Annotated in this window: 22 protein-coding genes and 1 tRNA gene; 9 read left to right on the top strand and 14 right to left on the bottom strand. The window is 48.7% G+C overall.

What is annotated here, in order from left to right:
* Nucleotides 1-3 precede the first annotated feature (3 nt).
* The 4 genes from IG82_RS0101615 to smpB all read right to left on the bottom strand — a co-directional run bounded on the left by IG82_RS0101615 (nt 4) and on the right by smpB (nt 2,550).
* Complete coding sequence (locus IG82_RS0101615; protein WP_031933927.1) at nt 4-573, bottom strand: hypothetical protein; 570 nt, start codon at nt 571-573, stop codon at nt 4-6.
* 5 nt (nt 574-578) lie between these two features.
* Entirely contained in the window at nt 579-998 is a 420-nt protein-coding gene (locus IG82_RS0101610) for an SPOR domain-containing protein (protein ID WP_168338559.1), read from the bottom strand.
* Between the two features lie 310 nt (nt 999-1,308).
* Entirely contained in the window at nt 1,309-1,851 is a 543-nt protein-coding gene (locus tag IG82_RS0101605; RefSeq protein ID WP_135958251.1) for a hypothetical protein, read from the bottom strand.
* Nucleotides 1,852-2,088: 237 nt separating this feature from the next.
* On the bottom strand, nt 2,089-2,550 hold the full coding sequence (gene smpB, locus IG82_RS0101595; protein WP_031933924.1) for an SsrA-binding protein SmpB: 462 nt from the start codon (nt 2,548-2,550) through the stop codon (nt 2,089-2,091).
* Between the two features lie 232 nt (nt 2,551-2,782).
* Between smpB and IG82_RS0101590 the strand changes: the two genes are divergently transcribed.
* Nucleotides 2,783-3,175, top strand: a complete 393-nt coding sequence (locus IG82_RS0101590; RefSeq protein ID WP_156095297.1) for a hypothetical protein — start codon at nt 2,783-2,785, stop codon at nt 3,173-3,175.
* A gap of 41 nt (nt 3,176-3,216) precedes the next feature.
* Here IG82_RS0101590 and IG82_RS0101585 read toward each other — a convergent pair whose 3' ends face one another.
* The 5 genes from IG82_RS0101585 to tsaE form a co-directional block, all read right to left on the bottom strand.
* A complete protein-coding gene (locus IG82_RS0101585; protein ID WP_082191997.1) occupies nt 3,217-4,068 on the bottom strand; it encodes a phosphatase PAP2 family protein in 852 nt (283 codons plus the stop codon).
* Between the two features lie 138 nt (nt 4,069-4,206).
* Entirely contained in the window at nt 4,207-7,074 is a 2,868-nt protein-coding gene (addB, locus tag IG82_RS0101575) for a double-strand break repair protein AddB (protein ID WP_172642851.1), read from the bottom strand.
* A 181-nt stretch (nt 7,075-7,255) separates the two neighbouring features.
* On the bottom strand, nt 7,256-7,972 hold the full coding sequence (locus IG82_RS0101570; RefSeq protein WP_052545590.1) for a nucleotidyltransferase family protein: 717 nt from the start codon (nt 7,970-7,972) through the stop codon (nt 7,256-7,258).
* A complete protein-coding gene (locus IG82_RS0101565) occupies nt 7,969-9,057 on the bottom strand; it encodes an aminoglycoside phosphotransferase family protein (protein WP_172642850.1) in 1,089 nt (362 codons plus the stop codon). Before IG82_RS0101565 ends, IG82_RS0101570 begins: the two co-directional genes overlap by 4 nt.
* Nucleotides 9,054-9,563, bottom strand: coding sequence for a tRNA (adenosine(37)-N6)-threonylcarbamoyltransferase complex ATPase subunit type 1 TsaE (gene tsaE, locus IG82_RS0101560; protein ID WP_052545589.1), 510 nt, complete (start codon nt 9,561-9,563; stop codon nt 9,054-9,056). Before tsaE ends, IG82_RS0101565 begins: the two co-directional genes overlap by 4 nt.
* Before the next feature lie 60 nt (nt 9,564-9,623).
* On the opposite strand from tsaE, the gene IG82_RS0101555 reads away from it, so the two are divergent.
* The 4 genes from IG82_RS0101555 (at nt 9,624) to IG82_RS0101530 (ending at nt 14,045) form a co-directional block, all read left to right on the top strand.
* A complete protein-coding gene (locus tag IG82_RS0101555; RefSeq protein WP_052545588.1) occupies nt 9,624-11,093 on the top strand; it encodes a leucyl aminopeptidase in 1,470 nt (489 codons plus the stop codon).
* 362 nt (nt 11,094-11,455) lie between these two features.
* The gene (locus IG82_RS0101540; RefSeq protein WP_156095296.1) at nt 11,456-11,959 is read left to right on the top strand and encodes a hypothetical protein; all 504 of its coding nucleotides are present in this window, start codon (nt 11,456-11,458) and stop codon (nt 11,957-11,959) included.
* A 128-nt stretch (nt 11,960-12,087) separates the two neighbouring features.
* Nucleotides 12,088-12,921, top strand: coding sequence for a hypothetical protein (locus IG82_RS0101535; protein ID WP_156095295.1), 834 nt, complete (start codon nt 12,088-12,090; stop codon nt 12,919-12,921).
* A 308-nt stretch (nt 12,922-13,229) separates the two neighbouring features.
* Complete coding sequence (locus tag IG82_RS0101530; RefSeq protein WP_156095294.1) at nt 13,230-14,045, top strand: hypothetical protein; 816 nt, start codon at nt 13,230-13,232, stop codon at nt 14,043-14,045.
* A 156-nt stretch (nt 14,046-14,201) separates the two neighbouring features.
* On the opposite strand, the gene IG82_RS0101525 is transcribed toward IG82_RS0101530, so the two are convergent.
* Nucleotides 14,202-14,618 (bottom strand): hypothetical protein, encoded by a 417-nt coding sequence (locus IG82_RS0101525; protein WP_156095293.1) that lies wholly within the window; start codon nt 14,616-14,618, stop codon nt 14,202-14,204.
* Between the two features lie 213 nt (nt 14,619-14,831).
* Here IG82_RS0101525 and IG82_RS0101520 point away from each other — a divergent pair, with 213 nt between their 5' ends.
* From IG82_RS0101520 to IG82_RS0101505, 3 genes are all read left to right on the top strand, one after another.
* Entirely contained in the window at nt 14,832-15,434 is a 603-nt protein-coding gene (locus IG82_RS0101520) for a hypothetical protein (RefSeq protein WP_135958239.1), read from the top strand.
* A gap of 269 nt (nt 15,435-15,703) precedes the next feature.
* A complete protein-coding gene (locus IG82_RS0101510) occupies nt 15,704-16,309 on the top strand; it encodes a hypothetical protein (protein WP_031933910.1) in 606 nt (201 codons plus the stop codon).
* Between the two features lie 56 nt (nt 16,310-16,365).
* Complete coding sequence (locus IG82_RS0101505; RefSeq protein ID WP_031933909.1) at nt 16,366-17,148, top strand: hypothetical protein; 783 nt, start codon at nt 16,366-16,368, stop codon at nt 17,146-17,148.
* 46 nt (nt 17,149-17,194) lie between these two features.
* Here IG82_RS0101505 and IG82_RS0101500 read toward each other — a convergent pair whose 3' ends face one another.
* Both IG82_RS0101500 and IG82_RS0101495 read right to left on the bottom strand, forming a co-directional pair.
* Complete coding sequence (locus IG82_RS0101500) at nt 17,195-17,800, bottom strand: ribonuclease D (RefSeq protein WP_031933908.1); 606 nt, start codon at nt 17,798-17,800, stop codon at nt 17,195-17,197.
* Between the two features lie 37 nt (nt 17,801-17,837).
* Nucleotides 17,838-17,924, bottom strand: a tRNA-Leu gene (locus IG82_RS0101495).
* Nucleotides 17,925-18,228: 304 nt separating this feature from the next.
* Between IG82_RS0101495 and dksA the strand changes: the two genes are divergently transcribed.
* Nucleotides 18,229-18,594 carry an RNA polymerase-binding protein DksA gene (gene dksA / locus IG82_RS0101485; protein WP_245591049.1) on the top strand — a complete coding sequence of 122 codons (366 nt, stop codon included), beginning with the start codon at nt 18,229-18,231 and terminating at the stop codon, nt 18,592-18,594.
* On the opposite strand, the gene IG82_RS0101480 is transcribed toward dksA, so the two are convergent.
* Together IG82_RS0101480 and IG82_RS0101475 are read right to left on the bottom strand one after the other, a co-directional pair.
* Nucleotides 18,591-20,633, bottom strand: a complete 2,043-nt coding sequence (locus tag IG82_RS0101480) for a sensor histidine kinase (RefSeq protein ID WP_031933906.1) — start codon at nt 20,631-20,633, stop codon at nt 18,591-18,593. The two genes, dksA and IG82_RS0101480, sit on opposite strands and share 4 nt — an antisense overlap.
* A gap of 5 nt (nt 20,634-20,638) precedes the next feature.
* On the bottom strand, nt 20,639-22,996 hold the full coding sequence (locus tag IG82_RS0101475; protein WP_031933905.1) for a tetratricopeptide repeat protein: 2,358 nt from the start codon (nt 22,994-22,996) through the stop codon (nt 20,639-20,641).
* Nucleotides 22,997-23,050 lie beyond the last annotated feature (54 nt).

The raw sequence follows: 23,050 nt of genomic DNA, 5'->3' as shown, positions 1-23,050 counted from the left end.
CTCTTATGATGATGCCGTATCTGCTGAAGGTATGGCAAGGGAAAGCGTTGCATCAGTGGGATACACATGAAGGGTTTTTTGTGAAACATAATCAGATTTTTCTTTGTTTTCAACGGCTTGTATTTTTTCTACCCCCAAAATGACGCGTGTGCTTTTTGTTTCTGGCGCAATGGTGAAGCGATGATTGCCTTCTGCAGGATAGTCGGCAAACACAATCACGCCCCAAACATTGCTTTTATCGTTAAACGTGGGGGTATAATCTTCAAGAATTTGCGTGGGCACCACCTCCCAGCGGAAAATTTTAAGCAAGGAAATATTGTCTCGGCGCAATTGGTCAACATCACTGAAATACTCTCCTGAAGACATTTTTTTCAACCTTTCAAAGAGATCCTTATCATAGCAAATTACCAGATCCAAAGAGAGTGCTGAGCTGTGGTTCAGCTTTCTGTGCGAGATAACGGAAAAAGAAGATAAAGATGTGCCAGGCGGTTTTTCTGGGGCGGGGGTGCTTGAGCATCCTGAGAGAATGGCAAGAACACTCAACAACGCAAGAAAACTAAACCAAACGCGCACTCTCTTTACCCTTTACCCACCTTTACAACCGTTGCTGACAGCATGTGCTTACTGATAAGCGTGTCTGCAATCGTCTTGGCTTCCGTATAACTGGCGTACTCTTGTGTCCTGACAATGAAAAGAGGGGGCGCGTTTCGTCGTTGTTTTATGACGATTTTTGATGATATATTTTCTTGTTGCAGGTATTTTGCTAATTCTTCGGCATTCAGGCGGTTGAGCAAAGCACCTAACTGGACGCTATAGAGTGTTTCTGGTTCTTGTTTCAAGATCTTGGCGATATTTTTTTTCAAAGGGTCAAGCTTGCTGGCTGTTTTCTTTTTCGCATGTGTGTATGACGCCGATGCGTGTTTTTTAGCAACCCACAGGCCGTAAAAAAAGCCTGCACTAAATAGGCAAAGGCCAACCAGCACCAACATCAATACCATCAGAATAAGCGCTTTTTTTGAGAACAACGATTTCAATGATTTCGCCGGCGGCTCTTTCCCTCCTTCAAGGTGAGGTGGAATGGCTGAGGGCGTAGCTGAGGGGCGCGCATAAAAAGGCAGGGGTGGGTTTGAAACAGCATGAGGTTCGGGTGGGTGGTCCCACGTGATTTGACCAGCGTCAGAATGATTGTTTTTGTCTGTCATAAGTGCTGTGTGGCCAATCAATAATCAATCAATCCCCTTTGTTAAGAAAATACACATCCTCTTAAGAAAAGATAAACTAAATCCTGAGAAGTCTATGTTTGTAGATCTATTTTGTCGTGAAACATAAGGTATAAATAACACCTTTGTCTGACATATTGTTTGTCAATTTAAAATTTTTATAAGAAATATTCATATCTAAAAATTCTTTAATAGAGCCATAAAGAGGATGAGATGTGTCTTTATGGGTCGCATCACACACAAGGTGTATGTCATTTTTCTTAAAAATAGCTTGCACCTGCGTCAGGCCAGTATGCGTTTTGAGGACCCAAAGAAGCAACAGAAACAGCGGCGGTAACACCTCTTTTTCATGGGAACCTTGGGCTGTGTATGAGAACGCTACTTTTTTTGTCTGACAATAACTTGCCGCATACTGCAGGCCTTGGGGTATATCGATAAGGAGACCGGGAGGGGCAAAGGCAATTCTGAAAAAATCCACGTAAACCCGCAATTTGTGGGTGCTGTCTTTTAAGAGTGTTGAGGTTGTTTGATCAAAGGAGGGGTTGATGTCGTCTAGGCTATAAGAAAGAGCTGTGATGGGTGAGACAAGTTCATGTAAAAGAAAAGAAATAAGGTTTTCTGCTGTGGGCATCAGCATTGCCTCCTTTTTCCTCAAAAGGTACATGCAAAAATAGTTTTAAAAAAGCAATTGTTAAAAAAAAATAAAAATTCTCTTGTTTTTTTTTGTTAGTTTTTACTATGATAACGATGTCTTCTCTTGAAGACTTTTTGAGCGGCCTTGAAACAAATAGAAGCCGTGTGTATATGGGCAAGCCTGTCTTGCTGTGGGGGAGGGGGTAGTCTTCATGGTTCCATGAATTGCGTTTGGCTAGAAGCGGACGTCTTTCTTTAGGAGTCGTTGCTTCTGACGCTGCCAGTCTTTCTTTTTAAGGGCTTCTCTTTTGTCGTGTTTTGTCTTGCCTGATGCGATTCCTATCTCTGCCTTGATCCTTCCTTTGGGTGTTAGGTAGATTTGGATGACTGCTATGGTTGTGCCCGGATTGCTGGCAGCGTTTTTAAGTTTGTTGATTTCTTTGGCATGTAGGAGGATGTTTCTTGGTCTTCGGCTTTGTCCTTCGCCGCTCTTGGGCGCGTTTTTGTAGGGCGGGATGTAGAGGTTTTCTATCATCAGTGTCCCCTGGTTTTCTTTTGCAAAACTGTCTTTGACAGCCCCTTGTCCTTGTCGCAGGGATTTGACTTCCCATCCTTTCAGCACAAGGCCGGCTTCGTAACTCTTGATAATATCATAATTGTGGTGGACTGTTCTGTTTCTTAAGAGTATTTTTCTCACGGGATGACAGCCTTGGTGCCTGGGGTGTGCCTGTGGCCTGGCAGGAGTGCTAGGGGAAGAGCGCATGTGCCAGCCCCCCCTTTGGGGCCTATGAAAAAATGTGTTGGACCCGGGTATGCTAGATTGAGCCTTTTGGGGGTGGGTATATGTAATGTTCTTAGGCGCCGACCCCAAGCGTGTGTGCGTCTCTTACAGATGCAGCACGATTGTTTAAGGTTGCCCTTTGGCGACCGTGGGGGTTTCTCGTGCGTGTGTCGCCAACCGTTTTGATCCATTGTCTTTTCTGTTTACAGCAAACGTTGAGGTGTCTCTCAGCAATTTTCACAACCTACTTCACTTTTTGTGTAACATACAAGCCTTTAGAAAAAGAAATCTGAATTTTCTTTTGCTGTGCGAGGATGCGTGGTGCTTTTTATCGATCCTCAGGCTCTACAACCTGCTGAATCCTAGCCTACAGATGATGATCCATGGATGGCCCATGGCGATACAAGGCTGGTCGGGCCAGCGCTCGCGTCGATGGATACAAAAAAGAATCGATCGGGGGCCGGTGCGAAGGAAAGGGGAGCGTATCTCCAAAAAACTTCCTTCTCAAGGCCTTAAGGCAGCAAAGCTGATGACGTGTTAAGACAGGTGGGATGCTTGAGGATGGTGAGCGGCGCGGTTAGGCTAGGAAAGCGAGGGCTTCCTAAGGTCACTCAACACACAACACAGGATAATGGAGGTTGAGCCTCCTGCCATCCAGGGGAAAAGCGCCAAACCAAGGGGGAGATAGCCGCTTAACGTGTGGCACAAAAAACCAACACCCACAAAAGAGGAAAAAAGAAGCAAGACGGTGATCACGCGGTGCATGAAGGAAAGGCGAATATCAAGATAAGAGGGGTACAGGCGCGTGGCAGCTGTGAGCCCCAAAAGCGCATAGAACCCCATCCATGCATGAGCCGGCACAGAGCCCGACCAAGCCAAAAAGAAGAGAAACGGAAGCGTTGTAACCCACAGCCAGAGATCTTCCTGAAAATACTTCTTCTGGCTGCGTGTGTTCATGCGCACCTTATGATAAGTGTCAAGCAGGATAAACCCAATCACCCACGATCCCAACACATCCACGGGTTGGTGATAGCCCCGATAACAGATGGCCCCACCATAGGCAATCATGAGTAGCACGAAGAAAAGGCGTTGGGGTTGAGGTTGCCACCATAAAAGGGGGCCATAAAAAGCCATCACGGCTAGGGTATGACCGCTGGGAAAAATTTTTGTGTGAAAAAGGGCAGGAAGGCCCACGGCCACAGATAAAGCCTTAAGACTGGCCCCCACAACCATCATCCACAACATCAGCTGGAGGGACCTGACGAAAAGAAGCCGGTGCTGGCTCACAAAGCCCAAGATGAAAAGGCCCAGAATCACATACGGATTTGCCAATAAGCAGATCAAGCCAGAAATATTAAACGCGATCACAGACATCACGCCTTGCCCCTGTAACGCATGACCATGCTGGGCGTTCAGTAATAAAAAATACATCATTGAAGAAAAAGTAGTCTGTTCTTTATATGTGATTCTATGGTGAGATGATAGGCCAATAAAAGGCGTTTGTCTCTTCTTTCCTCAAGAAAAAGAGTGGGTCTGCTAGGCAAAGGTTTCATAAGGGGGGGTGGGGCCAACCTATGAACGCTGCCATGCTTGTGTGCGCGCAAGGTTGTCATACACAGGATATGTGGGCGCCTTTGACGACAGCGTTTGCACCTTAAACGGGGCTTTGCGTTCATAAAAAGGCCGAAGAAGCGCGTCGAGTTGGTCAAGCGCTTTTTGCGCATAGGATGGGGCGGGCGCTAGGGATTTACACAAAGAATGTGTGCCCAGGTGCCAAAAGCTAAGTTCGTGAAGATGTGTGACATGAGAAAAAAAGCCCCCCTTCATGAGCATGGCGCCCTCAAGGGGCAGCTGTGGGGATAACCCTTCGTCAATCTCGCGATCCGAGGGCACAGCGCCTGTTTTATAGTCAATAATGCGGCCCCCTTCAGGTGTGAGGTCAAGACGGTCGGCGCGTGCATAAATCGTGATGGGTTGGCCCACATGCACCGTCATACGCCCTGACACTTCGGGGTAGGTGTGGGATGTGAGAGGCTGTGATGCCAAAAACGTGGCGATTGAGGGAATGATGTGTTTGAGGCGTTGCCACCAAAACAAAGAGACCACCGGTGACATCCAAAAAGGATGAAGCTGGTCGTGGGCAAGTTCAAAAAGTTTTAACATTAATGTATCACGTGAGTGTTTCTGGTTTTTTTCTGAAGCCAAGATTTCCAACATACGGTGCACACGTGTGCCAAACAAGGCAGCATCCAGTGCCCCTCCCACAGGAGGTAGGGGTTTGAGATTCAGAATATAGCGGGCATAAAACGCATAAGGATCACGGCTGAGAAGCTCGATAGCAGTCACCGAGAGCATGCGCGGCAAGGCCTGAGAGGGTGGGTTGGGTCGTGGCGGTTTTGTGCGTATGGGCGGCGCGTCTGAGGCATCCATTGCTGTGACCCAAGCCAAGAGATGAGGCGCCTTAGGCAGCGCGCTGTGATGCTGCGCCAAGGTGTGCTCAAGGGCAAGGAGAAAACGAGACGGCGAGGTAGGGCCTTCTGGTCCGTGCTGGCTACGTGTTAAAAACACCTGCGGGGCAGCGGCCGTGCTCATAAAATCATGGGCTTGCAGGCTTTGTTTGCGTTCATCATCAAAAAAACCCAGGTGATGCCGCATGGATCGGTTGAGCCACGGCCCATCAGAGACATGGGTGGGCCATTCTCCTTCGTTGAGACACGCAAGGATCATCACATCCCCATGAATAAGGCGCGCTTCCCGTGTGCTTAACACTTGGACACGCGTGTGCCCTTTTTTCCCTGTGGTTGTGGCTGTTGCTAAGACATGGGCTAAAAGATCACGATAATCTTCCAGCGTGAGGGAAGAAAAAGAGGTTGCCTGTTGGCTGATCTCTTCAAGGTGAGAAAGAAATACGTTGTCGTCAGGGGATAAAGAGGCGGCATCGCCCACCATATGCTGCAGCGTGGCATAGAGTTGCTCTCCCCAGTGCGCCGCCGATTGTTGTGTGTGTTTATGGCGGACAAGGCTTTCAAGTCCTTCTCTCAGACAAGACATCAACCATGCAAAGCGCTTTGAAAAGGGCGATTGTTGGATGCGCGCATCTATATCGTCTTGCGTGAGCAAAGGCGTTGGTTGCCGCAAAATATCACACTCAAAATGACAAACAAGATGATCTTTAAGATGTTGGGGCCTATGTGCCAACCATAACGGATGTTTGAGCACGGCGAGGTTGGCTGTCATATCATGAGGAGAAAGCGCAGCTTCAATGACCAAGAACGCCAACTGCGGCCATGGCGCCACGGATAAGGGCATGCCCGTCGTATACTTTGCCTCAATATGCCAGCGCGTCAGCTGGGCCGTCAGGAGGTGACGCATAGGGGCACTGGGCACACAGGCCACCACAGAGGTGTGAGGATCCTCAAGGGCTTGTCGGATGATGAGCGCGATGGCCAAGGCTTCTTCCTGTTCATGAGACAAGGTGGTGAGCGACATGCCCTTGACCGCACTGGATACATCAGGGTCAGCCTCAGGTGCTGGCTCTTGATGCTCGTGCTGAAAGGCTGTTCTGATGAGGTGTTGGCGCTGTGTATGGTGCGGCGTTGTGTCTGTGGGGAAAAGACGTACCTGAGACGCATCCACATGCAAAAACGCCAAAAGGTCTTGTAGGTTTTTTTGAGGATGTGTGGCATGAAGCATTGCGTGATGGGTCTGTGGATCAAACCCTGGTAAGATGACATAGCCGCGCGGCAAGGAGAGCACAGCCTTCATCAAACGTCGCACATGAGGCACACTGCCCGTAGAGCCCACAATCATCACAGGGCATGTGGGTTGTTTTTGCTCAAAATAATCAACCAGCGCCTGGCTCTGGGCCACTTCATGTTCATAGGGCGTTAAGGCGTTCATTTCTTTCATCAGCTTGGGCCACACATGAGAGACAATATCCATAAACTGAAGTGTTTTTTGCCAATGGCGTGAGAAGGTTTCGGGCACCAAATCATGCAGGCGATCAAAAGACACCCCTTCCAGGGTAGCGGCATCCAAGATATCGCCTAAATCTTTGGCCAAAGCCAACATGGTGGGAAAGGTATAGGCCTCTTGATTGTCGGTCAAACGCTTTTTTTCATCAATCAGCTGAAGCAACAACCCCAAACGCTCAAGAGGAGCAAGCACTCGCTCAGACACAGGCGGTGGCAATCCTTGCTCTTGCAAAAGAGGTGCACTCTTTTTCAAGTTATAGAGCCTGGGCAAAGGCGTAGGGCGCTTTTGATGTCGACACACATGATAGGAGAAATCTTGAATAGCGAGCTGATAAGGCCACATGATGATAGTCTCTGGCCAATCGTCAGGGCAGACAAAATAAGACAGATGACGCGCCAGTGTCTTGGTGAAGGGCACACCCGGCGGCATTGCCCACAAGCCTGCTTGATGATCTGTGTTTTCCATACCCTTTGCGCTTTTATGCATAAGGCGTTGCTCTTGACCTTGACGGAACACCCCGTAAGAATCAAGCCCTCACGCCAAGATCAACGATAAAGCGTGACGAGTCTAGGAGACTCTCACCACTTTTTCTTACAAATCCACCACAAAGGGGTTCGCTTATCTCGTGCATGGGTAAGCACATACCTCACACATACCCCACAGCTTGATAGGCCTTTTTGGTGCCCACGTGATACCATGGGTCTGGGAAAACATAGCCTGCCAGCTCTTTTTTCTGCATCTGCGGTTGCCACAAATGATTGACAGGATAGGGCGCGGTCAGTCGCAACGAAGCCGCAACATGGTCATCTGCATAGGCGGGATGCACAATTTGAATCCCCGCATAAACATAAGGCGCCACTTGGTGCTTGTTGCGTTTCGGCACAATCGCCTGATCGTCATCAAGAAAAAAATCACCGTTGCCATCATAGCCCCAGGCTTTTTCCCGACCCACCAATGCCAAAAGCCCTGTGTGGGTTTGCTGCCAAGATGAGGCCATGGCATGAAGGGCGCTGCCAGCCCGCTCGCGCCACAAAACATCGCCATTGATCACAAAAAAAGGTTGACCCTCCACAAATTGGCATGCCTTCGTGACGGTTCCCCCTGTACCCAAGATTTCATCCTCTTCGATGAGAATCAGATCGGCAATGCGTTCTTTCCACGGCAAGAGATAGTCTTTCATTTGGGGCGCCAGATAATGCACATTAATCATAACCCGCTGAATGCCGGCGTTGACCACCTTTGTGAGGATATGATCCAGCAATGTTTTCCCCCACACAACCAACAAGGGCTTAGGTGTGTTTTGCGTCAGATTTTCCATGCGCTTGCCATAACCGGCCGCCAGAATCAAAGCATTTTCAATCAAAAACTCTCCAAACGTCTTTTAAAATCTAAGGATAAAAACCAATCGCGCACGTCATGCGCGGCGGGGTGCTTCAACCCTTGCTCTATAAATAGAAAGGCATTTGCCAAACAGTCAACCTTTTTTAGCTTGCCATCGCGCAACGCCAGGCGACAAAATACCCCAAAAATTTTGACCGCGCGCTGAAGGCTGAGGCGATCGTAGGTGGCTTCCCACTCATGGTTTGTAAACAGCGATTGTTTGTGAATAAAGTGGGATTTTTGGCGCATGATGCGCGGGCCGTCAAAGGGCAGCCTCACGTCTTCAATAAGTGACACCAGGTCATAGGCCGGCGGCCCCCACAACGCATCTTGAAAATCAATCACACCACAGCCTTGAGGGTTATCCTCACCCAAGGCGAGCAGATTTTCTGAGTGAAAATCTTTGTGGACACACACATACCCTTCTGTTGCCTGACAAGGCATGTGGTCAGCCAGGGGCGTTAAAAACATCTCCCACACGCGGCGCGCTTCGTGCCGTTCTGGCGCAGACAAAGAGCGCCCAATATAAGAAAGACCCCATTCTAGAAAAATATCCACCTCCTCAAGAAGTGTCTCTACCGTCATCATCTCTAAGGACGGGGGCGTAGAAGCATGATGGTGAGCCAGGGTAGAAAGCGAAGCGGAGGCAGGTGAGGCACCGGTTTGATGGCTGGCTTGCTGCAGGTGGATTAAGGTATCAAAGAGTGTTTCCCACAGGTCATCGTGGGCTGAAGGGTCATCCTTCAACACATCACGAAAACGTGTTTCGCCTAAATCCTCAATCAACAAAAACCCATGCTCTGAAGCCGCATAAATGTGAGGCACGCGAAGCCCCAGCGAGGCCAGATAGTGCGCGATGTCAGCAAAGCGCTTGGCATTGTCTGGGTCAGGGTCGTCCACAAACATGACTTGCCCATTGTTCCACATACCTTGACCTTGAAGGCGGGTGTAGACTCTGTTGGAGCAGTCTGGCACCAAAGGCTCTTGGGGTAAGTTGTTGGCTCCATACTGCCTCAAAAAAGCTTGTTTCTCATCCTCGCGGTTGAGCGAGCGCAGCGAGTTTGTCATGCCGTGCCTTCCCATCGTTGGGGCCAGGGATGCTTACCATAACAAGACAGTGTGCGTTTCCTGTGCGGTGCGTCCACGGTCAGGTCCAGCAACAGGGGGTGGGGCGGACATGCAGTCAACCGGTCCGGCCATTCAATAAAGGTGATGCGCTCGTCCCATGCTTCCTCCAACCCTAAGGAAGGTATTTCGTCAGGGGTGAGGCGATAAAGATCGGCATGCCACACAGGCCCTTGCGGCGTGTCATAGGTGAGAACCAACGGAAAGGTAGGGCTTTGCACCCTCACATCATCACCACGCATGGCTTGAAGCGTCAGGCGCACCAGGGCTGTTTTCCCTGACCCCAGATCGCCGCATAACAGCACCACATCGCCTTTTCTCACACATGCCCCTAACGCCTTTGCCACGTTTTTTGTATCTTGCCACGAGCAAAGCGAAAAGGTGTTGAGAAAATGTGAATGCCGCAATGTTTGTAAATTTTTTTTCAATTTTCCACCTGCCGTTGACATAGGGCCCCTGTTTCATTTAAGTAACAACCAAGAAATATTCTGACCTCGCAGGCCTTGTCTATGCTCTCTATCACATTCTCTCCTCAGCTGCCAAGGGATGTGCGCACCTTGGTGTTAGGCGTGGCCAAGGACCATAAGCTGGGTCCTGTTTTTGACGACCTTGATGCGCCTATCCAAGCGCTGATCAAACAACTGATAGAAAACAAAACCTTTAAGGCTGAGGCTGGGGAGGTGGTGCCTGTCTATGGTCAGGGGGATGTTGCATTGGTTATGTTGCTGGGGCTGGGGGATGACTTATCCTCTGCGCAAAAGGCCCTCACAGTGGGCGGCAAGGCTGCCGCTGCTCTTGAAAAGCACAAGATCGCGCAGGTGGCGCTGGCGGCGCCTTTTTGTGAGGATGACCCGCTGTCTTATGTGTTAGAAGGTCTGATGCTGCGCAGCTGGCGGTTTGATCGCTATAAAAAAAGCAATGCGGTGCCGCTCAAAACCGTCACGGTGGTGCGTGCCTCGTCTGAAGGCCTGGCTAGCCGCCTTTCTGCCCAAAGCCATGTGACCGAAAGCGTGCTCTGGGCAAGGGACTGCGTGAATGAGCCGGGCAACATGCTCTATCCTCAAACCTTTGTGGACAGGATCCGTGCCTTTGAGTCCTTGGGTCTTAAGGTCGAGGTGTTGGACAAAGCGCGCATGACCGCGTTAGGCATGGGGTCGCTGTTGGGCGTGGCGCAAGGCAGTGATTATGAACCCTTCTTGGCCGTGGTGCATTGGCAGGGAGGCGCAGAGCATGACAAGCCGCTGGCTTTTGTGGGGAAAGGGGTCACGTTTGATTCGGGCGGTCTTTCCATCAAACCTTCCCGGGGCATGGAAGAAATGAAGGGCGACATGGGCGGCGCGGCCGTGGTGATGGGCCTGATGCGGGCGTTGGCGCTGACCAAGGCGCCGATTAATGCCGTGGGCGTGGTGGCCTTGGTGGAAAATATGCCTTCTGGTAAGGCCATGCGTCCGGGTGATATTGTCACCAGCATGTCAGGGCAAACCATCGAAGTGCTGAACACAGATGCCGAAGGGCGCCTCATTTTGGCCGATGCCCTTTATTATGCCAACAAGCATCTCACCCCCCGCGCCATGGTGGATGTGGCCACGTTGACGGGCGCCATGCGCTTTGCCTTGGGGCCATCGTATGCGGGCCTGTTTTCCCCTCAAGATACCCTGGCACACACCTTAGATGCAGCCGGCACCACCGTGGGCGAACCTGTGTGGCGTTTGCCGCTTTGCGAAGCGTTTACCAAAGCCATGGAGAGCCGTGTGGCCGACCTTAAAAACATCTCTTCCCCCGGTTTTGGCGCGGGCAGCAGCACCGCCGCGGCCTTTTTAGAGCGCTTTGTAGGCGACACCCCCTGGGCGCACCTGGACATCGCCAATGTAGACTTTAACGCCAAAGATACAGATGTGGCCACCGAAGGTGGGTGCGCCTTTGGGCTGCGTTTACTCTATCATTGGGCCACCAAAGTGGCCCCCTCGCTCACGCTGTAAGGCCTCTGCTTTGCTTTTGGTGAGCTCCTTTTGCCCCCTCTCTGGGGGCTTTGGGGTGTCAAAAAACTATTGACATTTTGGCAATATGTGGCCACAATGCAGCGATTGTTGTGTGTAGGAAGAGGGAAAGATTATGACTATGCTTATAAACGTGCAGAGGCCCGTGAGGGGCGCGTGTGGAACAGCCTTTTTGGGTGGGGCTTTGCTTAGCCTGTTTTTATGGGCCCAAGGGGCACGAGGTGCAGATTCAGGCCCATCTTCTGACGAACCTTGTTCTCCATGGGCATTAAAGCCAGTTCCGGTAAGATTGCCTGCTGCCCCCCCCCCAAGATGTGCCTGAAGGTCCAGAAAACGATGTGCCTGTGGACTCACTGTCTAAAGATCCAACTGTGTGGGAAGATGATCAGGCTAAGGAACTTCTGCTACAATGGGTCGATGTTTTTCCTGCGTTTAGGTCAAGATATAGAAAATGGGAAAATCGACGCTGGGAAGAACACCAACAACAGCTTGGTGAAGAGGACTCCCTGGCGCCCGATGCATCCGCGACTGAGCCACAGGGCAAAAAGCGCGTGTCAGACTCTTTATTTCAAAACATGGATAAGGTGGGTAAAGGTTTTGTCATTCTTGAAAACAACCTCTTACCTATGCTCGCAAAATATGTCAACGCAAAGGATGATGCGAGGCAACGTCTGGCAACCATCAAAGAAAAACATGAGGCACATCAAGGGGCCCTCTTGCAACTCTGGAAAGAAGAGGACTCTTCAAAAAGAGAAGAACAAACCCTTAAGATCCGGGACGTGTATTTGCCGGACGTGACTGAAATCATAAGAAGCTTGAAGGAAGATCCGCTGCCAAAAGAAGTCTAGGCAAAGGTGGTTCTTAGTTAATCTCCTTCAAGAGCGGGACTGATAAGAAGCCTTTTGTGAAACGGCATTGACAATAGAGCAAAATGTCTTACCATGCCCATGGAGCGTGTGATCAAAAAGGGATTCAGATGATGCATTGGCGGGGTTTTCTTTCTGTTGTGTGGGCGCACGTTGTGGTGACCGCTTGGGCGTTCTCGCCCCTGGCCTATGGGGGTAATCCCGATCAGGTTTTTGACGTGGATACGCTTCGGGGCGCGTTGCCTCAAGGTGCAGATGAGGAGAAGCAGACGATCCACAAGGCCTTTAACGCCCTGCTTAACGAGATTGAAGCGATCATGAACGAACAGCCCAAACACGAAAAACGATGTCAAGAGATACAAGCTTTTGCGTGCGAAGTCTCCGCTAACTATCAACAGGGTGCTGAAGAAAGGGAAGAGCAATTAAAAAAGGCACTTGCCGCTGATGACAACAGCCTCTCACCGGCACTTTCTGACGCAGACGTGGTGAAAGAGGGCGAAGAGATTGATAAGATGCAGAAACCGGTCGATGACTTGGGTGCCATTGTCCATCATATGGATCCCCGTGAAGAGAGTCTTTCCATCATGTATCAAGGTTTGCGACGTGCAACGAACACTTTTGTTCAGCGCCATATAAAGGGTATAGGCATATTGCGTGAATTGTATGTACAGCTGAATGATACGTCGACTTTTAAAAGCTCTGATACGTTTGCGAATTATCTGATAACCTTGTCTTACGGTATGGACAATTATTTGGTCGGGCAAGCAGGAAGCATAGAAGACAGTGCCCTTCACAGTGCCTTTCAAGACCCTGCTTCGCAGGAACCTGTCCCAGGATTGCTTTCTCAGGAAGATCCGTCTCAACGCGTTCTTGCTCATGATCCTGCTCAAGGGGGTGAACCGGAGAGCTACCCAGAGGAAGATGAAGGAGGGGCGCCTTATTAACAGGGGGTTTGCTAAGAGGGCCCACTAGGTAGCCACCTTTGTGAGGAAAAGAAATCATCACGCCCCTCGTAACGAGGCGATAAGTCTCACAAAAATCCCGCGCATGCCTGTCGTTATACGCATAAGGCATAAAAGCCCAGCCAGGAAGACAGAATACACATCCCAGAGGCAGGCCCCAGAGCTGGGGCGCCCTTAACCAAAAAATAGCAAAAAAAGACAATAATAGAGACATAAACGCTAACCTATTGTTTTTGCTTTTTTTTGGGAGGGTCTGTATGTATCGATCCATGGTTGTGAGGGCGATGTGTGTGGGGGCTTGGTTAGGAAGCGCTTCGTGGTTGCACGGTGATCAGCGACTTCATGACCATGTGCCCGTTCACACTCATAAGCCTCATATGTTTACTGACCATCGACCGCTCGTTTATCATAGGCCTATATTTACTGGCCATGGACCGGCCGTTCATCATAGGCCCGTGCAAGACGTTGATCCTGGACCAGAGATTGCTACGCAAGACATGGGTGATGCTGTTATGGATGCCAGACAGCCGGGTCAAGAGACGCCGCAACAGGAGGGAACGCACCAGCTAGATACCCCCCCAAAAGCGACAGGGGAAGACAATGCAGGCGGGCAGCAATTCTCGCGGCGCAATTATATAAGGTTTGAGAAAAACCTTAAGCAAACACTGGGAAAATTGCATCACTCCTTTGATGTGCTCAAACGCAAAAATCACGCACAGCTTAAGGATTTTCAAGCTGTGCTAGAAAATTATGAATCGGCCATGAAAAAGACCCAAGATACGTTATCCCTGATCTTTAAGAACAAAAACGAAGAAATGATGTGGACGTCTCATGTTCTCCCCAACATTCTCGAGGCTTTCGAAAAGAGCTCAGAAATGCTGAAAAAGAACATGGAGGCGCTATCTGTGACCTATCAAGCATTGCGTGAAGGCCACCTTAAGATTTTGCCTTATCAAGGTTTGTTGCAAGCTCTTTTGGCTATACGAAGATTGCCCTTTATGCAGAAGGCAGACAAAGGGAGATTCACGGCAGAAGATCTTAAGGAGCTGGAAGAAGCATTGCGGGTTTTTACGTTTAGGGTAGAACGTGAAAGACGGTCTTCTTAACCCAAACATTTAAGGCACAGACGACCCTCACAGCTCATCTCAAATATATATGCTGCAAAATCTATGCTGAAAAGTGGGTTTTGCAGCACCTAAAGGTGCGCGGCGCCATGCAAGTGGTTTGTGGTTGCAGGTGGAGAATCGCCTAAAGGCTATTGTCTATCCTGCATCGCCTCCTTCAGCGGGGGTGGCATCCTTTTGAGAATTGAGAAAGGCGATGAAAGCGGCGGTAGCAACCCCACCCGCGGCGGCTGATTTGGCATCTAGTTTTTTCTTTTTCTTGCCACCATCTTCCGTACTTGCATGTTGTTCTTTAGCTTGTGCATAAGCTTGAGACGCGGCGCCATAAGCTTGGTTTGCCGTTGCTGCATGTTGGGACGCCTTGTCGACATGGTGTTGATACTTATGGGCGTTCGGGATTGGCGGCAAAGGCCCAGTAGCGACATGAGGATCAGGGGTGACAGTCTGCCCAGAAGGACTATGGCTTACGTCTTGGGTCGCGCCAGCATCTGCAAGGGCCGTGTGAGCCATCCATAACCCTGCACACAGCACACCCAAGGTATCGCGATACATCATAACCCATTACCCCACTTATCTCTCTGATACACCTCAGACCCCATCAAAGGTCATACCATCCTTGTCTTTATCATACAAAGCGCATGCCAATGCCAATACTGTTCTGATTGCATGAGGTTAAGCTTTTGAAAGTTAACCCCTTTTATTGACATTATGGCACAAAAAAGGAGATAATAAGGGGTAGAGTGTGAGGTTAAACGGAGTTATTGTGTCATGAGGTATGTTTATGTCGTTTTGGTGGGTTTTTTCTGTGCGTTGAGCGCTGGGTTTGGGCCCGTTCTCAAGGCACAACCTGCTGATCTTTCTTTGTTAACAGCTGAGGCGTTTGACGCGTTTTATGGGGCGAATATGAAGCCTGCCGTCCCTGATAATATTCATGATTTTAGAGATGCTCCGTGGGCACGCCCTGGGGTTTTGGCGAATGATGTTAAACGGGATTTGATCCGAGAAGATTTACGTCGTCATATCCTTGATGGCATCAATGATGGTTCATTTGAGAAAAGGGCTGATTATGGTGATATAGACCAGCTTATTCAAGACCAAAATTTGCTGGCCAACTGGCAAGTGCATAAGGACCTTGAGGACCGATCCACATACCTTGATGCGTGGACAGTCAACCTGGCAGGAGAAGATGTTGCCGATGAGGTGCGGGCTTCCAATGAAGCCATCAGAAATGAGGCAGAAGATGCGTCTGTAGGATTTTACGATCATTTATTTCAGTATCTCGCGCATGCGGAACCAGAGCCCGAAGATGCTGAAAATGCGGGTCAGCTTTTGCCCTATGATCTGTGGGTTCAAGAATATATCGGTGAATAACCAAGGGGGTTGAGGCGAAGGCGTGTTGTTTGGGGGGGCATTGTCTGTGATAATGAGCTCTCCCGAACATCAACCCTTTACCCCTTCGCGCTAACCTCGTGGGTGATAACACACACGCAGGAGCAACGTTTCTGTGAGCTTTGCCTATAAAAAAAGGACGCGCCTCTGGCGCAAGCCGCCCCTTATCATTTTTTCACTGTCTGCATTGTTTAGGGCGCGCGTGTTGCTTGGTCTTCTTTAACACTTGTGTGTGTTTTTCTCTGGCTGCCATGCGTCCAGGATCTGTGGATTACACGTGTCTGACGAATCACGATCTGTGGAATATTTATGCAAGAGAAGCGAATGTCGATGTTGAAAAGATTGACAATCAATTGCGAGAAAAATCCCACAGACCTCTTTATGCCTTGAATGTCCCCATGCCCAAAGGATGGCAAGAGGGCCTATTGGGACGCGTGATGCTTTTGCGGTTTACTGAGTTTGTCGATACACAGCTGGTCAAGAGAAAAGAGAAGTTCATCAAAGAAGAGTCCTTTAACTATCGATGGCATTTTATGGGTGACGAATCCTTGCAGCGCATGTTTCTCCATGTGGAGCACAATCTCCTTTGCCGCATGTTTTATGACCGCGTGGTAGCCATCAAAACAAAAGAAGCAACACTCGCCAGTCAGCCTTCAGAAGGACTTACAAAAAAAGAAAGGTTTTTTCTTAGCAAGCTTCAGCAGGATATATCTGATGACCTTGCGCAAGCAGGGCGTTATATAATTTACATTATCGCCACCAAATTTGGGTTGTTGCGCTATAAAGAATGGTTAAAAGTGAGCGCTACATCAAAACAACGCGTAAAGCCAGGCGTCTTCGCAGGGCCCAAATCTTGACATATAGGCATGATGGGACATATAACGCCAACAATGAAATGTCATAGGCTTTCGCAATGAGACCCCTTTTTCAATCGCTGCTCAACCTGTGTTTTGTTATGCTCTGTCAACACCAGATCTATGCAGGTTTTGGGGGAGAGCACGATATAGATGGATGCGTGGAACATTTCCACGTTGTGGCTGCCTCTTATGATGAGGAGACACATCATTATCTGTCGCATGACGTTGGTGAAACCCTCGCGATTGTGCCTCTCGGTGTGGATGGCAGGCTTACGCAATACCTAGCTGTATTGGCAGACTATTCTTGGGAGGGCTATAAGGGGTTTTATGATCTTTATGCGTGCGCCATGGTGCCTGATTTTGAGGACTTTGCCGAGGCAATCGCGTGTGATCCTTGTATTGAAAATATTGTGTGGGCGCATCCCGCAGATTCACCAGCCCTTTCGATAATGCAAACGTCTTTTCCGGGCCTATCCCTCGAAACCATGCGGTTTACATTTATGCGTGAGCGGTTGAGGCGGCATATTCATGATCAGATGTTAGCAGGCGTATTACTCAGAGAGGGGCTTCAAGAGGTGGGGGCATGGCTAGGGGACGAACACTTGCTGTTGGCCTTTGCGCATTATCAAGAGATCAGGGATAAGATTTATTTTTATGAAGATCTTGAACACCTCATCAAGGTTCAGTCCTCATTAGAAGGTGAGGAGCGTTCAGCATCCTATGACGAAGAGACCAAGCATAAGAACACAACCTTTCTTACGCGTTTGAGGGCCCTCAGCTCTGATGCATATCAACCTATCAGCGATTATTTCAGCTGTGTGCTTGCCATTGTCGGATGATCTGCCTGAGCCCACGTGAAACACCCAGGGATGAGGAAACGGGATACTAGTGCTGAAAGATGTCGTCTTGCCAGCCCCTTAAATCCAGTTTGACGCGAGTGGGCAAAAAGGTGAAGCACGCGTCTGCCAAATCATAGCGGTCTTCGCGCATTAAAAGATTGGTCAGCCTGTCTTTCAGGTTGTGCAAATAAATGACGTCTTTGGCCGCATAACGTTTTTGCTCATCCGTGAGGTCTTCGCGCCCCCAGTCTGATGTTTGTTCATATTTGGATATTTCCGTGCCGAGCAGCTCGCGGCATAGCTCTTTCAATCCATGGCGATCGGTGTAGGTGCGTGCCAATTTTGACGCAATTTTTGTACAATAAACAGGCTCAGGCATCACCCCAAAACGAAAATACAGGGCCGCCATATCAAAGCGGGCAAAATGAAAAATCTTGAGAATACGGGGGTTGGTGAGCATGGCTATCATGTGCTTCGGTGGTGGCGCCTCCTTTTGAATTTGCACAAGATAAGGTTGGCCATCTTGAGAGGATAGCTGAACCAGGCACAAACGATCTCTTTGTGTGTTAAGGCCCATGGTTTCGGTGTCAATGGCCACCGAGTTGCCATGCCAGGGCGCGGGTAAATCGTTATGGACGTGCTGAATATTCATAAAAAGCCTATGCGATACCTCTAACAGTTTAGTGATCTGGTGCCCAAGAGAAGACTCGAACTTCCACGAGATTGCTCTCACTAGGACCTGAACCTAGCGCGTCTACCAATTCCGCCACCTGGGCCGTTTCACGTATGTTTCTTATGAGGTATCGTGCTTTATCTCCCTTGTCAACCACAAGGTGGCGCAAGACACGGCAACAGGGAACATCTAAAAAAGCGTTTTTTTATGTGCAGCCTGGCATGTTTTTTTATTCTGGGCCATAACGCATTGAAATATCTTGTTGTTCATTCATTATAACCAATAAATAAATATATAATTAACTATTATACATAAAAATGTATTTACTAGATATTTTGTTTGCAGAGAGATGTGTTGTGTTTTGTGAGTTACCCGACGGTTATGAGCCGACAATTGACGAACCCTTCATGAATAAGCTTCAAAAAGAATATTTTAGAAGGCGTCTTATTGCGTGGCGCGATGCTTTGCAGCAACACTCTCTTGATACGTGTTCGCACCTGAAAGGCGACAACCTTCACGAACCAGATGATGTGGATAATGCATCTCTTGAAGAAGAGTTAACATCCGAACTGTTAGCCCGTGATCGCGAGGCTAAATTGTTGGTGAAGATTGACGAGGCGATTCAACGCTTAGAAAATGGCACCTATGGTTTTTGTGAGGCCACAGGTGACCCCATTGGTCTTGAACGCTTAAAAGCCCGTCCTGTGGCTGTTTATTGCCTGGAAGCGCAAGAACAATACGAAAAAGAAAAACATCTCTATGGCCTAAACTAGGCGTTGGTGGCAGTTGTGTCTTGATGGCCAGCGTCATCAGGTTTTTTTTCAAGAGGCAAGATAATCGAGAGGGCGTTGTCCTTTTCATCAAAAGAGAGCATGCCATCATGACCTTGAAGAATGGATATGCTTGAGGATATGGGCATAATATCACTTTTGTCTGTGCTGTCTTCCGGATGGTTCATTTTTTCAAAAAAGGCGCCTTGACGCTGTTTAGAAAAAGCAGGCCCACTATCTTGGATATGGATGACGAGGGTGTATTCTTTTTTGACAAGCGTCACAGAAACGTGCGCAACGGTGCTCTCATCTTGTTGCGTTTTATATCCATAAAGGGCTGATTCCAGCGCTTGCGCAATAAGGCTATACATAGCGCTGCCAAGCTGATGCTCAATGCCCAGGCAAATCATAGGATCTTTGGGTATATTCATCGACATGACAACAGGTTTTTTATTTTCTTTAGATAAAAAAGAGGCATAGGCGAGTTTTCCATATCTGATAAGAACAGGGCCGATGGCGAGAGGTACGAACACAGAACCACGCTCGCCTGGACATAGCAACACATCAAACAAAATGCGGCAGGCCTTGTCTATTTCTTGAGACATATGGTGAAGGATGGTCGGAAACTCTTTGCCAGCCTGAGGTTTTGTATGTGCATGAAGCTCTTGCAGGAGGTGGTGAGTCAGATGCTTGGTGTGATATAAAAGTTCATTAATTTCGTGGGCAACGCCAATGGCAATGCCGCCTAAGCTCACAAACTTTTCTTGCGAAATCAATTGGTATTGATTTTTTTCAAGATAGTCCATCATACGCCCTAAATCCCCCAGACGCTCTTTTAGGCTGTTTTCAAGCTTTAAAGAGCGGAGTCTTTTTTCCTGAAAGGATACAGCAATAAGGTTTTCCCACTGAGACCACTGTCCTTTCAGCGTGTGATGTGTTTTGATGTTGAGCCGTTCTTGATGAAGGCGATTCATCAGTGTACGCACGGGTTTGATAAAACCATAATGCACAAGGTAGGCGTTGAGGCAGAGTAAAAACAAAGCACATGCAGCGATGAGAAGCAGATCTTGGCTGAGAAACTCGAGGGAAAGCAGGCCAAGATTTTGATTCAGGACTGACACGTGATTGGCGAAAAAAATCAGGCGCCAGGGGGCATGTTCGAAGGGAATATCGTCAATCCAATAGCGTTTGGTGCGCACTTTGTGTGAAGCTCGGCCATCATGGCGATTCAGCTTGTGGATATAGCGCCTTACGGTTCGAGGCAGAGCACTGTTTTTTTGAAACCCTTTTTTGGTTTTTTCTATCAAAATATCCCCATGATGAGAAACCAATAACAATTTGCCAAAGGGCACATGGATGGTTTCAAGATGATGCTTGAGAAAAGCTTTGCCGATGTGAACAGAAAAAAAACCTATCAATGCGTTGTTATGCTCGCACGGATAAACATAGCGAATGTGCCACGCATTGTGCTGTGCTTGAGGTACGCTCCATCCTGAGAAATAGTGACTTAATTGAACCAAAAGGTCATAACTGTATGCCATGTTTTTCTTCACGACATCGCTTTTAAGGGTTGGGTCTTTCTGGGCAAACGGTGACACAAAAGAAAAGCCCTTAGAGAAAAAATAAAGACCCTCAATGTGGGGAAAGTGGCTTAAGAACGTGTTGATAAAGGAGGGGGCATGGGCCCGAAATGTTGAAAATATTTCTGAAGATGCAGGCGTGAGAGGCAACGAGGTGGTGAGCAACCCTTGATAAAAGGGGGCCTCGAGATCGAGGGGATAAGGCCCCGGATCCGGAGTAAAAGGATCTTTGGTTTTTTCATGAAAAATGTGGCGTAATTGCCTGACGCTTTCTTTGAAATGCCTCAGGGTCACATCAATAGCGTCTTTTTCTCGCAAGAGGTGTCTGTGAAAGTGGGTGAAGGACGACTGGGTGGTGCGTTTCCAAAACAGAAATCCAATCAGCAGAAAAAACCCCAGAAAGCACACCAATAACAGGCGCAAATATTTTTGCCCAGCGAGCAGATCAAGGAAGTTACGCATGGTTATTAGGGGAGGTTTTGTGCATAGTCTTTTATGAATTCATAGTGTTGGAGTTGTTCCCTCAGCTCTTGCACGCTTTTGGTTGTCTGGGCATGGGGTTTCATCATGAGAAGCGATATAAACGATGTTTTTGGCGCCTTGGCTTTGGTAAGAAACGTATCCAGTGCCGTCAGGTTGTCTTGTGCATAAAGCAGCATGCCTAGCTGGTCGACATAGTCAGGGTTTTTTGTTTCCTGAATGAGATATTTCAATACATGCGACATGTCATCGACATCACCCGTCGTGCGATAAATAGCCAACAAAACCTTGGCCTTTGCCGGGGTGAGGGGGAGGTTTCTCACCGTGCTTAAGGCTTCCTGTGCCTTATGAAGACGCGTCAGCGCCGTAGCTTTTTGAAGCGTCCACGTATCTTGAAGCGTTTCTGGGACAGGGATATCCTTATTTAAAATCCACAACGCTTCTTCATACCGCCCTTCTTTGACATAGTGTTTCACACACGCCAGCAAAAGCTTCGTGTTTGCTGTGGGCGCTTGAGGCCGTTTTTGGAAAAGAATCGGCACGATGTGGTCGATAAATCCTTTCTCAATAAACAGCATCGTAAAGGTAGATAAAACGCCATCTCCCCGTTTGTCAGCATGTAAAAACGCTTTATATTGCTTAAAAAAACCACAGCGGGTGAGGGTGTCCCACTCTTCGCGATACAGAGCCTGAATATAGATATCTTGCGCGGCTTTTAAAAAAACTTCACGCTTGGGGTCATCTTCGGGCGAATAGCGCAAGAGTTTGTCATAGGCGCGCATGGCGCGTGTGTAGTCTTTCTTTTTTTGATAGAGAAGGGCGAGCTTTTCAAGCACCTCAAACTCGACAACACCCCCTCGTCCTTCTTGGGAGAGCTTCTCAAGCTCAAACAGCGTGTGCGATAGGGTGGCTTGGCGGGTTTCATAGCGCAACAAGATTTTTCTTAATTTTTTCCGCACCTCCATGTGATAGGTTTGCCACGCAATGCTGGCCGCAGAAGCCCCCGCAATTTGCCGCTCAATAAAGGTTTGATCCACAAGCGTGTTATTTTTGAGCAAGGATAATAGGGCTTTTTTCTCATGGTTGAGGGGGGATTTTTCCAGATTAGATAAGAAAAAGTCTGCTTTTTTCTGACTGCCCAGCAAAAGGCTGCTTTCGGCGCCTAGAAAGAAAAGATTGCATTGAAACGTCATGGGCATCTTTTTAATTCTGGAAAAATACCGATTAAGCAGTTTCACACCTGTTTGATGGTGGCCACTTTTGATGTAAGGAACGGCATGGAAGGGTTGTGAGGCTTTCCACAGGGAAGGTGATGTTCCAAACGCCGCCAGGGCGCCCGAAGCGCATCCTCTAAAAGCTAGGATGATGCCCTTAAGGGCATTAAAATCTTGACTGCTTTCAAGCAAAGCGTTGTGGCTTTCAAGCTCGCAGATCCATTGCCAAGCCCTATCTGTGTGGCCGGAAAGAAGCGCTCTTTTGGCATGTTCAATGGCGGGATGTTCGTATTTTTTTCTTTGAAAGAAGTCATGAAAAGAAAAGGGGGACGTTTCTTTTTGACTGACCCAAGGGCGAAATCCATCGTCAAGAAGAAGCTGCTTATTTTTGAGCCCAAGCGATGGATGGTGGCCAGCGATGAACAATCCTTGATAGGTGGCGTGAAGAGAAAACTCATCACGACGAAGGGTGGGGCCCATGCCTGTATAATAATCATGTGTCAACATCACAAAAGCTGGATTTCCATCTTTTTGTGTAAACGAAATTGTATGTGAAACGTCGCACGTAATATTTATGCTTTTACGCCCCGCAAGCTTCAGGATTGAGGGGGACAGAAAGCGGGGATTTAAGTCCATCAGTTTGGGTTTTTTGTCCATCACAATCTCAATGCCCTGCGGGGTACGCTTGAGGGAGGGAAAGGTCTCACTATCTACCGCCAGGCTGTACAGATCCCCGCCGTTTGCTGCCACGCGTACAAACCGTGGATCCAGGGACGTGTCAGACAACGTGCCGTAAGGCACCCCCACCCAAATTTTATTTTGCCACTTAAACAGGGCAAAGGGCGTACCTTTTGGGAGTTTCATCACCAGTCGATGTTCTGGCAAAGCAGGGGAAGAGGTCGGGGCATGGGATGCTATGTCATGAGCAGGGGGGGTGTGTGGATCGGTAGGGGCTACGGAGGATGTGGGCAAAGCACCGGCCAATAATGGGGGATTCGTGCCAGAGCCTTCTGAGGCGCTTACGTTTTCTTCACCCCATAGGTAGGGCATGCTGAGTGTGCCTATGTGAAGCGGCAATGCCAAAACACAGGCTAGAAAAAGCGACATCACAAAAAGGCGGCCCAAGGGCATGGTTCCAAACCTGCGGCAGGGGGTGGTGTGCCCCTATTAAGATGGGGATAGGGT

Source organism: Candidatus Hepatobacter penaei (genome assembly GCF_000742475.1).
GTDB lineage: Bacteria > Pseudomonadota > Alphaproteobacteria > Holosporales > Hepatobacteraceae > Hepatobacter > Hepatobacter penaei.
The sequence above is the reverse complement of the archived record's forward strand: the minus strand, read 5'-3'. Positions and strand labels throughout refer to the sequence as shown.

Excerpts from the sequence above, each read along its gene's own strand:
- dksA (WP_245591049.1), top strand. The coding sequence starts at position 18,229 with ATGAATAAGCTTCAAAAAGAATATTTTAGAAGGCGTCTTATTGCGTGG.
- IG82_RS0101475 (WP_031933905.1), bottom strand. The coding sequence starts at position 22,996 with ATGCCCTTGGGCCGCCTTTTTGTGATGTCGCTTTTTCTAGCCTGTGTT.
- IG82_RS0101610 (WP_168338559.1), bottom strand. The coding sequence starts at position 998 with ATGGTATTGATGTTGGTGCTGGTTGGCCTTTGCCTATTTAGTGCAGGC.
- IG82_RS0101585 (WP_082191997.1), bottom strand. The coding sequence starts at position 4,068 with ATGATGTATTTTTTATTACTGAACGCCCAGCATGGTCATGCGTTACAG.
- IG82_RS0101565 (WP_172642850.1), bottom strand. The coding sequence starts at position 9,057 with ATGACAAACTCGCTGCGCTCGCTCAACCGCGAGGATGAGAAACAAGCT.
- IG82_RS0101525 (WP_156095293.1), bottom strand. The coding sequence starts at position 14,618 with ATGATGTATCGCGATACCTTGGGTGTGCTGTGTGCAGGGTTATGGATG.
- IG82_RS0101535 (WP_156095295.1), top strand. The coding sequence starts at position 12,088 with ATGATGCATTGGCGGGGTTTTCTTTCTGTTGTGTGGGCGCACGTTGTG.
- IG82_RS0101520 (WP_135958239.1), top strand. The coding sequence starts at position 14,832 with ATGAGGTATGTTTATGTCGTTTTGGTGGGTTTTTTCTGTGCGTTGAGC.
- IG82_RS0101510 (WP_031933910.1), top strand. The coding sequence starts at position 15,704 with ATGCGTCCAGGATCTGTGGATTACACGTGTCTGACGAATCACGATCTG.
- IG82_RS0101505 (WP_031933909.1), top strand. The coding sequence starts at position 16,366 with ATGAGACCCCTTTTTCAATCGCTGCTCAACCTGTGTTTTGTTATGCTC.
- IG82_RS0101480 (WP_031933906.1), bottom strand. The coding sequence starts at position 20,633 with ATGCGTAACTTCCTTGATCTGCTCGCTGGGCAAAAATATTTGCGCCTG.
- IG82_RS0101500 (WP_031933908.1), bottom strand. The coding sequence starts at position 17,800 with ATGAATATTCAGCACGTCCATAACGATTTACCCGCGCCCTGGCATGGC.
- IG82_RS0101555 (WP_052545588.1), top strand. The coding sequence starts at position 9,624 with ATGCTCTCTATCACATTCTCTCCTCAGCTGCCAAGGGATGTGCGCACC.
- addB (WP_172642851.1), bottom strand. The coding sequence starts at position 7,074 with ATGGAAAACACAGATCATCAAGCAGGCTTGTGGGCAATGCCGCCGGGT.
- IG82_RS0101605 (WP_135958251.1), bottom strand. The coding sequence starts at position 1,851 with ATGCCCACAGCAGAAAACCTTATTTCTTTTCTTTTACATGAACTTGTC.
- tsaE (WP_052545589.1), bottom strand. The coding sequence starts at position 9,563 with ATGTCAACGGCAGGTGGAAAATTGAAAAAAAATTTACAAACATTGCGG.